This window comes from Kitasatospora sp. NPDC028961 (assembly GCF_055564815.1).
This window is the reverse complement of record NZ_JBVHVO010000019.1, coordinates 86183-96270: the sequence shown is the minus strand read 5'-3', so window position 1 is coordinate 96270 and position 10088 is coordinate 86183. Positions and strand designations below refer to the sequence as shown.

The window sequence follows — 10088 nt, the reverse complement described above, 5'->3', positions numbered from 1 at the left end:
GCGTAGCCATGTCTTTCACCCCCGTTTCCTGATTCGGTGGCCGTCGCGGAATAGCCGTCGCTCGACGTTCATGACGTCGTCGCGGGTTACGGCTTCTTGGTGAGCACGATGTCGAGCTCGGTGACCCAAGCCTCGAACTGCGCGAGCTCCTCGTTGGTCGGAGCGGGACGCGTAGCCATGTCTTTCACCCCCGTTTCCTGATTCGGTGGCCGTCGCGGAATAGCCGTCGCTCGACGTTCATGACGTCGTCGCGGGTTACGGCTTCTTGCTGAGCGCGATGTCGAGCTCGGTGACCCAAGCCTCGAACTGCGCGAGCTCCTCGTTGGTCGGAGCGGGACGCGTAGCCATGGATTCCACCCCCTTCCTTGATCCACTTAGGCGGTGACGCTAACACGGGGCATGTCCACATCAGCAATGTGATGCGCGTCACGAAGTGTTTGGATGCGGTGATCATCACGCTCGACGGCGTACATGTCATGCGGTTAGAGTCTGGCGAAGATCAATCAGCCGGCGCTGACGGGGAAGTCGGGCCGCCGCTGCCGGGTATCCGGCCGCGACGGTTCGAGGGCGCCGGGACCGCGGTCGTTCGAGCGCTCGTCATGAGTCCGCCACGGCCGGTCCCGCCGTCATGCCCCGCGTGCACCATCAGAGGGGGAATCCGTATGCAGGCAGAGGCGATCGGAGCCGACCTGCGTGCCTTCGCGGCCGTGGACGACGCGGAGGACCCGGGCCCGCTGATCCGCGCGCTGGACGTGGGTAAGGCGTACCCGGGCATGCGCGGCGTCGAGGCCGCCATCGCGGCCGCTCTGCGGCTGGCCGACGCGCGATCGGTGCTGGACGTCGGCTGCGGCCTGGGTTCGGACGCCATCGGAATGGCTGCCGAGGTGCCGCCGGGCGCCCGCGTGACCGGGATCGACGTCAGCCGGACCATGGTCGCCGAGGCGGGTCGCCGGGGCGCCGCGGCCGCTGCCGACGTCTCCTTCGTCTGCGGCAGTGCGCTCGACCTCCCTTTCGGTGACGGCGAGTTCGACCGCTGCCGGGCCCAGACGCTGCTGCAGCACGTGCCCGACGCGCCGCGCGCGATCGCCGAGATTGCCCGGGTGGTACGGCCCGGCGGCCGGGCGGTGGCCTTCGAGTTCGACCTCGGCTCGACCGTGCTCGACCATCCCGACCGGGCGACCACCCGGACGGTCCTCGACTACGTCGCCGACGCGGCCCTGCAGGGCTGGATCGGACGGCAGCTGCCCCGGCTCTACCGGGAGGCGGGCTTCACCGACATCGTGGTCGAGCCGCACCTGGTCTTCAACGACTACTCGTTCTTCCTGTTCACGATGCGACGGCCACTGGCCCAGCTCGTCAAGGACCGGGTGCTGACCGCCCGGCAGGTCGTCGACTGGAAGCGGCGGCTGGAACTCCTGCACGCCGAGGGACACTACCTCGGCGGCACCACCGGGTACCTGGTCTCCGCCACCCGGGCCTGACGCGCGGTCCGCGCCACGGTCGGTCCCCAGTCGGCCGACCGTCATCAAACCGTTCCACCGCACCGAGGAAGTGTTATTCCGTGCCCACCCAGCAAGACGGCGATCCACCCATGACGGCCTCCGTAGCCGCGGAGGCCACCGAAGCCCCCGACGGCACGGAGGCCACCGAAACCCCCGACGGCACGGGAGCCGGGGCCGCCGGCCTCGGAGCGCGGATCGCCCGGCTGCGCGAGCGGGACGAGTGGACCTTCTTCGCCGTCCTGCCGCGCGCGCACCGGGGGCTGGCCGTCGCCTGGTGGGCCCTGATCGTCGTGCGCGGCGCGCTGCCGGCGCTGTTCGCCGTCACCGTCGGCCTGCTGGTGGACGCGATCGACGACCACGCCTCGCCGACCGGTCCGCTCTGCGCCGCCGGCCTCGTGTTCGTGCTCTTCCGGCTGCTGGTGCCGTTCCACTCCCTGGTCGGCACGGCCCTCGGAGAGCGTCTCTCCTGCCTGCTGCACGACCTGCTGGTGGAGAGCACCACCGCGCCCGACGGGATCGCCCATCTGGAGTCACGGGAGCTGGCCGACAAGCTGGCCGGCGCCCGCGACTTCGACCAGGGCACGGTCGGACCGCCGATGGCGATCTCGGTCGGCCTGATCGCCGGTGGCCTGGTCGAGGCCGCCGTCGGCGTCGGTCAGCTCGTCGTGCTCGCCGCGTACACCTGGTGGGCGCCGCTGCTGGTCGGCGGCGCGTGGATCGCGACGCACTGGCTGCTGCGGGAGAGCAGCTTCTGGGACCGCAACTCCGGCGAGGTGTTGGAGGCTCAGCGGCGCTCCGACTACACGTACAAGCTCGCCGTCGAGGCCGCGGCCGCGAAGGAGCTCCGGATCTTCGGCCTGGGCGGCTGGGTCGTCGACCAGTTCACCGCCAGCCGTCGCCGCCTGGTCGAGCTGCGCTGGGAGAGCACGCGGCTGAAGCAGCGCCCGCTGCGCTGGACGATTCTGCTGCTGGTCGTCGCCAACGGCCTGATGCTCTGGTCGCTCGCCCGGGACGCCGTCTCCGGCGCCATCGGCACCGGCGAGGTGGTCGTCTTCGCGCAGGCCGCGGTCGGGGCGAGCGCACTCGCCTTCGGCGGCCTGAACTGGGCGCTGCCGCCCGCCGCCGGTTCGGTGGCCGCCGTGCTGGCCCTCGGCCCCGCGATGGCGGAGACCGGCGCGCTCGCCACCGGTGACCGCAGCCCGAGGACGGCAGCGGACGCGCAGGCGGCCACGAGCCCGAAGACGACGGCGGGCACGAAGACGACGTCGGGTACGGAGATCCGTTTCCGGGACGTCGGCTTCACCTACCCGACCGACTCCCGGCCGGTGCTCTCCGGGCTCGACCTCACCATCGAGGCCGGCCGTTCGCTGGCCATCGTCGGTCTCAACGGCGCGGGCAAGACCACCCTGGTCAAGCTGCTCTGCGGCCTCTACGAACCGACCCACGGCACCATCGAGGTGGGCGGCACCGGGCTGCACGACCTCGACCTCACCGCGTGGCGCCGCCGGATCACCGCCGTCTTCCAGGACTTCAACCAGTACGAGCTGCCGCTACGCGCCAATGTCGCGCCGCTCGGCGCGTCCGACGAGGTGATCAGGGCCGCGCTGGCCGACGCCGGGGCCGCGGACCTCGCCGACCTCGACACGGTGCTCGCCGCCGGTTACGAGGGCGGCCGGGACCTCTCCGGCGGTCAGTGGCAGCGGGTCGCCGTGGCCCGCGCGCTGTGCGCGGTCCGCCAGGGCGCCGAGGTCGTCGTCCTCGACGAGCCGACCGCGCAGCTCGACGTCCGGGGCGAGGCCGCGATCTTCGACCGCATCCTCGAGGCCACCGAGAACTGCACCACCGTCCTCATCTCCCACCGCTTCTCGACCGTCCGGCACGCCGACCGGATCTGCGTCCTGGAGGACGGCCGGGTGGCCGAGCTCGGCACCCACGACGAGCTGATGGCCGCCAACGGCCGCTACCGGGAGATGTTCGACCTGCAGGCGTCCCGTTTCGACTTCGAGGAGGAATCCGATGGCATCGTCCTCTGACGGGCTGCCCTCGTCCGCCAGGTCGCTGGTGCGGTCGCTGCGTCTCGGCTACCAGGCGAGTCCGCTGCTGATCGTGGTGGCCTGTGCGACCGCGATCGCCGCCGCGGCGCCGGACGCGCTGTTCGCGGTGGGCCTCGCCGCGCTGATCCATGCGGCGATCGGCCAGGACAGCGGCGGGATCACGGCCGCCGCGCTGTTCCTCGGCGCCCTCGCCACCTGTGGCTGGCTGCTGGGTGTGGTCAGTGACCGGGCCAACCGCCGCTTCGCCGACCGGGCCGCCGTGTTCGTCGAGTCGCACGTGGCCCGGCTGCAGTCGACCGTCTCCACGCTGGAGCACCACGAGCGTGCCGAGCACGCCGACCGCATCTCGGTGCTGCGCAACCACGCCGGCGCGCTCAGCTACCTCTACCAGGAGCTGTTCGGGACGATCGGCGCCGTCATCCGCCTGGTCATCACCCTGGCGCTGCTCATGTCGGTCGACCCGCTGTACGGGCTGCTCGGCGTGGCCGCCGTCCCGGGCGTGCTGGTCTCCGGCTGGCGCTCGGGCGTCGACAAGAAGGTCGAGGAGGCCGGTGCCCAGCACGAGCGGCGGGCCCGTCACCTCTTCACCCTGGCCACGTCGGCGGGCGCGGGCAAGGAGATCCGGGTGGCCGGCGTGCAGCGCTGGCTGTACGAGGCCCGGCGGGACGCCTGGAGCCGTCGGTACGAGCCGCTGGCCCGGACCCGCTGGGCGACCACGCTCTGGCAGGTGGCGGCCCAGTCCGTCTTCGTGGCGTCCTTCGTTCTCGTCGTGGCGCTCGCCGCCCAGGACTCCGGCGCGGGCGCGGCGGACACCCTGCTGCTGCTCACCGCCGGCAGCCGGTTGGCCCAGTACGTCGGGCAGACCGTCACCCATATGCAGTTCTACCGGACCATCTGGCTCGACGTGTCACGTCGGCTCACCTGGCTGGAGGACATCGCCGCCGCCGAGGTGCTGGCGGCCGACCAGGGCGTTCCGGCCCGGCTTCGCGACGGCATCCGCCTGGAGCACGTCACCTTCCGCTACCCCGGCGGTGAGCAGGCCGTCCTGGAGGACGTCACCCTGCACCTGCCGGCCGGCAAGGTGATCGCGGTGGTCGGCGAGAACGGCGCCGGCAAGACGACCCTGGTCAAGCTGCTCTGCCGGTTCTACGCCCCGACCTCGGGCACGATCGCGGTGGACGGCGCCGACCTGGGCCGGATCGCCCCCGCCGAGTGGCGCGCGCGCATCAGCGGCGCCTTCCAGGACTTCTTCAAGTTCGAGTACCCGGTGCAGCAGGCCGTCGGCGTGGGTGACGTCGCACGCCTCGACGACCCGGCCGCCGTTCGGGGCGGCATCGTCCGGGCCGGCGCCGAGGACCTGGTCGCCGGCCTGCCCGACGGGCTCGCCACGCAGCTGGGTCCGTCCTGGGAGAACGGTGTCGACCTCTCGCACGGTCAGTGGCAGAAGGTCGCGCTCGCCCGGGGCTTCATGCGGGACGACCCGCTGCTGCTGGTACTCGACGAGCCGACCTCCGCGCTCGACGCCGAGGTGGAGCACGCGCTGTTCGAACGCTACGCGGAGGCCGCCCGCAGCGCCGCCGACGACGAGTCCGGCCGGATCACCGTCCTGGTCTCGCACCGTTTCTCGACCGTCCGGATGGCCGACCTCATCGTGGTCGTCGACGGCTCCCGGGTCGTCGAGTTCGGCTCGCACGCGGAGCTGATGGCACGCGGCGGCCAGTACAGCGAGCTGTACGAGATCCAGGCCTCCTCCTACCGCGAGGGCTCGCGCACCGTCCCCGCGGAGGCGCACTGATGGCCCCGCCCGCCCGTAAGGCGCGGCCGGTGCCCGACGAAGCGACCCTGCGCGCGGTCGTGGACCGGATCGTGCGGGTACCCGACCGGTTCCGCTCGTTCACCTCCACCGCGGCCGACGCCCGGCAGTCCGGCATCGACGAGGGGCTGCTCGCCGCGCTCACCGGTGTCGGACTGCCGTGCCGCGGGCCCGACGGTGCCGGCGTCGTCTGGTACGACCAGCTGGACCTGGCCAACGTCTCGCTCTCGCTGATGCTGCCCTCCGCCCGGTTCATGGCCATGCGCGGGTGGTCGGCGGCCCTGCGCTCGGCGGCGGGCGCGCACGGCGCGACCGGCTACGCGGTGGACGTGCTGCCGGCCTGTCCGCCCAGTGCGGGCGAACACGACTGCCGCCAGGCGGCGTCGGCCGAACTGCGCGCCCAGCCCGGGTTCACCGGGCCGCCGGGCGGCCCCTTCGCGCTCACCCGGCAGGTGCGCGCGCAGCCGGCGCAGGTTCACCCCGAGCTGGCCGGGCTCACCGGCCTGGTGGCGGACGTGCACTTCCACTACCTTCCGGCCGGCCTGCGCGGCGACGTGGGGTTCCTGCGCGACGCCCGGATCGGCGACTGCGGCCTGGTGGCCACCCACCTCGCCGAGGAGGCGGGGCGGCTGGGCCTGACGGCCCGTCGCTCGTTCGGCCTCTTCCTGTCGGCGCCGTACTCGATCGCGCACTCGTGGCTGGACGTGCGGCTGGACGACCGCTGGGTCTCCTTCGACCCGCACCTGCTGAAGCTGCTCACCGGGTGGGGCCTCCTCCCGGCCGAGGAATGGCCGGCCCACCGCTCGATCGGCGAGGGTGCCTGGCGGCTGGCGGACCACGAGTTCGTGCTCGCCACCCACGACGGGGCGGAGACCCCGATCTCGTTCCCCACCCGGGCCCTGACCGGCCCCGCCTGACCGGCCCCGCCTGACCGGCCCCGCTTGACCGATTCCGCCTGACCGATTCCGACCGATCGACCCGGCCGGGTACCCCGGCCCGGGTACCCGACCCTGCTCCAGCTTCGGCCGTTTTGAGACGAAAGGACCGCCATGTCCCCCGATTCCGGGACCGATGGCCTGCCAGGGGCAGGCCGGGTGCCGTCGTTCGCGGCCGTGCACTCCTATGTCCGCGAGGTCGTGGCGGAGGCCGCCGGAGTCGCCGCGGCCGACCTGCACGGCCCCGACGCCCTGCGCGACCTCCGCCTGGACTCGTTGACCCGGATGAACATCACCGTCCGGTTCGACGAGGACCTCGGCGACATCGCGCCCACCCTGACCTTCGAGCACCCGACGGTGGCGGACATCGCCGAGCACCTGCGCCGGACCCGCGGACCCGAACTCCACGCCCTGCTGGGCCCGGAGACCTCCGGCACCGGCGCGCCCCACGCCGAGCCGGCACCCCCGGCCCGGCCGACCCCGGCCACGGCCGCCTCCGACATCGCGGTGATCGCGGTGACCGGGCGCTATCCCGGTGCCCCGGACGTCGAAGCGCTCTGGCGCAACCTGCGGGACGGCGTACGCAGCATCACCGAAGTCCCCCCGGAACGCTGGGACTGGCGGACCCACTTCGACGCGCGCCGGGGCCGGCCCGACCGCTCGTACGGCCGCTGGGGCGGCTTCATCGACGGCGTGGCCGAGTTCGACGCGGAGCTCTTCCACATGCTGCCCGTGGACGCCGTCCACACCGACCCGCAGGAGCGGCTCTTCCTGCAGGCGTGCTGGCACCTGTTCGAACAGGCCGGAATGCTCGGCACCACCACGCACGAGCCGTCCACCGGGGTGTTCGTCGGGACGATGAACCACACGTACGGGAAGATCGGTGCCACCGGCTGGCCGTTCGGCCGGCTCACCGGAGCCAACTCCGCGCCGTGGTCCATCGCCAACCGGGTCTCCTACTTCTTCGATCTCAACGGCCCCAGCTTCGCCGTCGACTCGGCCTGCTCGTCCTCGCTCACCGCGATCCACCTGGCCTGCGAGAGCCTGCGCCGGGGCGAGTGCCGCACCGCCGTCGCGGGCGGCGTCAACCTCCTCCTGCACCCCGCCCACCTCGTCGGGCTCTCCGGCTCGGGCATGCTCTCCTCCGACGAGGCGTGCAAGGTCTTCGACGAGGCCGCGGACGGCTTCGTCCCCGGCGAGGGCGTCGGTGCCGTGCTGCTGAAGCCGCTGGCGGCGGCGGTCGCCGACGGCGACCACATCTGGGGCGTCATCAAGGGCAGCGCGCTGAACACCGCCGGCCGCACCTCGGGCTACACCGTGCCCGACCCCGCCCGGCAGTGCGACCTGGTCGGCGCGGCGGCCGCCCGGGCCGGCGTGGAGCCGCACACCCTGTCCTACGTCGAGGCGCACGGCACCGGCACCGCCCTCGGCGACCCGCTGGAGATCGCCGGACTCGCCCGCGCCCTGGCACCCGGGCGCGACGACGGCGAGCCGTGCCCGGTCGGCTCGATCAAGGCGAACATCGGGCATCTGGAGGGCGCGGCCGGAGTCGCGGGCCTCACCAAGGTGCTGCTGCAGCTCAAGTACGGCCGGATCGCGCCGTGCGTCTCGCTGGACCGGGTCAACCCCAGGATCGACGCCCCCGCGATCCGCTTCCCCCGGGCGGAGGAGCAGTGGCGCACCCCGCCCGGCGTCCCGCGCCGCGCCGGGGTGAGCGCCTTCGGCGCGGGCGGCGCCAACGCCCACCTGATCGTCGAGGAGTACCTGTCCGCGCGCGTGGCGGAAGAACGGACGGAGGCCGAGCACGCGGTGCTGCTCTCCGCCCGGACCGGGGAGCAGTTGGGCACCCTCGCAGCCGCCCTCGCCCGCACGCTGTCCGACCCGGCGGGCGGCACCGACCCGGCGTCCGACCTGGCGCGCCTCGCCTACAGCAGCCAGGTCGGGCGGCGGGAGCTCGGTGAGCGCCTCGCCGTCACCGCCCGCGGCGCCGCGGAGCTCCGGGCGGCACTCGAGGCCTTCGCCGCGGGCCGCCCCGCCGAGGGTCTGCGGACCGGGACCGCCCGCGTGGACGGCTCGCACGGGAACCTGCTGGACGACGAGGACGGACGGGCCTACGTCGAGGCCCTGACGGCGAAGCGGCGGCTGGACAGGCTCGCCGCGCTCTGGACGGAGGGCGCGGCGATCGACTGGAGCCGCCTCTGGCCGGCCCCCCGTCCGGCGCGGGTCGAGCTGCCGCCCTACCCGTTCGAGCGCAAGCGCTTCTGGGTGGACGCCGAACCCGCGGTCCGGGCTGACCACGACGACCGGGACGACCGGGACATCGCTGACGCCCTGGACACCACGGACGCCCCGGTGCCGTCGCAGAGCGCCGCGGCGGCCGTCGACCGTGACCTCCGCCAGGAGTCCTGCGGCTTCCTCCTGGTCGAACCGGACGCGGTCGACACCGACGCCGACCTGATGGACCTCGGCTTCGACTCCATCTCGCTGCTGCAGCTCGCCGGCCAGGTGGGCGAGATCTACGGGATCGAGTTGGACCCGGCCGTGGTGTTCGCCCGGCCGACACTCGCGGCCCTGCGCGAGCACCTGCTCGGGGAGCATGCGGAGGCCGTCGCGGCCCGTCACCGCGACGCGGTCGTGCTGCCGAGCGCAACGTCGATCCGGCCGGCCCAGCCGTCGGCCGGTAGCAGAGTGGAGAATTGATGGACCACCAGGCACACCCTCGGCCGGAGCACGGGACGGCGGTCACGGAGGTGGTCGACCGGATCCTGCGGGTCCCGGACGGCCACCGGGGTTTCACCGTCCCGCAGGCCTCGCTCCAGAAGGTCTACGGCGTCTCCGGGGACCTCCTGGAGCAGCTCCTCGACGCGGGCCTGCCGCACGGCGGCACCGGCGAGGAACGGCGCTACGACGTGCTCGACCTGGAGAACGTCACCGTCGAGCTGGAGCTCAACAGCCCCAACTGGATGCTGATGAAGACGCTCGGGCGGGCCTTCGACGGCGAACTCGGCCGCAGCCGCAACGAGTACCGCTTCCGCACCACCGGCCGCTGCCCCGAGCCGGGCCACCCCGGCGCGTGCGACTTCGCGCCCAGCGTCATGCTCGACGCCGCCTCCGGCTCCGGCGAGGTGACCTGGGAGAGCCCCGTCTCCTTCGTCCGGCGGATCACGCTGCCCGCCGAGGAGCACTGGTTCGACGACACCGTGCTCCCGCTGTTCACGTCGGTCGAGCGGCTGGTCTTCCACCTCCTCCCGCACGACCTGTCGACCGATGTCGGCTTCGCCCGGGAGACCGGCCTCGCCGACTGCCGCCTCGCCGGCCACGTCCTGCTGGACGAGGCCGCCGGCACCGGCGTGCGGATCCGGGGCGCCAGCGGCCTGATCATGTCCGCGCCCTTCCCGCTCCAGCACATGTGGGTCGAGATCGAGGTGGACGGGCGCTGGACGGCTGCCGACCCGTTCTTCCTGCGCACCCTCGCCCGGTGGCGCATCGTCGACTCCCGGCAGTGGCCCGCGCACCGCTCGCCGGGCCGGATCTACTGGGCGATCGACGGCGCGCCCGCCCCGCAGGACATCACGCTGGTCACCCACCGGGGCGAGCGCGCCCTGAGTTCCAGCCGGATCGTCGACTGGCAGGACTGAGCGGAGCGGGGCCGCGGAGCAGTGGAACGGCGGGGGGGGGGGGGGGGCCCCCCCCCCCCCCCCCGGTTCTCCCCCCCCCCCCCCAGAACAGCCCCCCAAAAAAAACACGGGTAAAAAAACCCGCGCCCAACACCCCCAGAGACCCC

6 protein-coding genes are annotated in these 10088 nt (G+C 73.1%); all 6 read left to right on the top strand.

Annotated features, from left to right (window positions below; genetic code table 11):
* Window positions 1–662 precede the first annotated feature (662 nt).
* The 6 genes from ACZ4UX_RS26735 to ACZ4UX_RS26710 all read left to right on the top strand — a co-directional run bounded on the left by ACZ4UX_RS26735 (window position 663) and on the right by ACZ4UX_RS26710 (window position 9942).
* The gene (locus ACZ4UX_RS26735) at window positions 663–1481 is read left to right on the top strand and encodes a methyltransferase domain-containing protein (RefSeq protein ID WP_465708544.1); all 819 of its coding nucleotides are present in this window, start codon (window positions 663–665) and stop codon (window positions 1479–1481) included.
* Between the two features lie 110 nt (window positions 1482–1591).
* Complete coding sequence (locus tag ACZ4UX_RS26730) at window positions 1592–3535, top strand: ABC transporter ATP-binding protein (RefSeq protein ID WP_465708543.1); 1944 nt, start codon at window positions 1592–1594, stop codon at window positions 3533–3535.
* Window positions 3519–5351: an ABC transporter ATP-binding protein gene (locus ACZ4UX_RS26725; protein WP_465708542.1), complete on the top strand. Its 1833-nt coding sequence runs from the start codon at window positions 3519–3521 to the stop codon at window positions 5349–5351. Before ACZ4UX_RS26730 ends, ACZ4UX_RS26725 begins: the two co-directional genes overlap by 17 nt.
* Before the next feature lie 29 nt (window positions 5352–5380).
* On the top strand, window positions 5381–6286 hold the full coding sequence (locus tag ACZ4UX_RS26720; RefSeq protein WP_465708541.1) for a transglutaminase-like domain-containing protein: 906 nt from the start codon (window positions 5381–5383) through the stop codon (window positions 6284–6286).
* A gap of 177 nt (window positions 6287–6463) precedes the next feature.
* Window positions 6464–9004: a beta-ketoacyl synthase N-terminal-like domain-containing protein gene (locus tag ACZ4UX_RS26715; RefSeq protein WP_465708540.1), complete on the top strand. Its 2541-nt coding sequence runs from the start codon at window positions 6464–6466 to the stop codon at window positions 9002–9004.
* Window positions 9004–9942: a hypothetical protein gene (locus tag ACZ4UX_RS26710; protein WP_465708539.1), complete on the top strand. Its 939-nt coding sequence runs from the start codon at window positions 9004–9006 to the stop codon at window positions 9940–9942. The genes ACZ4UX_RS26715 and ACZ4UX_RS26710 overlap by 1 nt, the downstream gene beginning before the upstream one ends.
* Window positions 9943–10088: the final 146 nt, after the last annotated feature.

Coding starts and splice junctions, on each gene's coding strand:
- ACZ4UX_RS26735 (WP_465708544.1), top strand. CDS start 663: ATGCAGGCAGAGGCGATCGGAGCCGACCTGCGTGCCTTCGCGGCCGTG.
- ACZ4UX_RS26730 (WP_465708543.1), top strand. CDS start 1,592: ATGACGGCCTCCGTAGCCGCGGAGGCCACCGAAGCCCCCGACGGCACG.
- ACZ4UX_RS26725 (WP_465708542.1), top strand. CDS start 3,519: ATGGCATCGTCCTCTGACGGGCTGCCCTCGTCCGCCAGGTCGCTGGTG.
- ACZ4UX_RS26710 (WP_465708539.1), top strand. CDS start 9,004: ATGGACCACCAGGCACACCCTCGGCCGGAGCACGGGACGGCGGTCACG.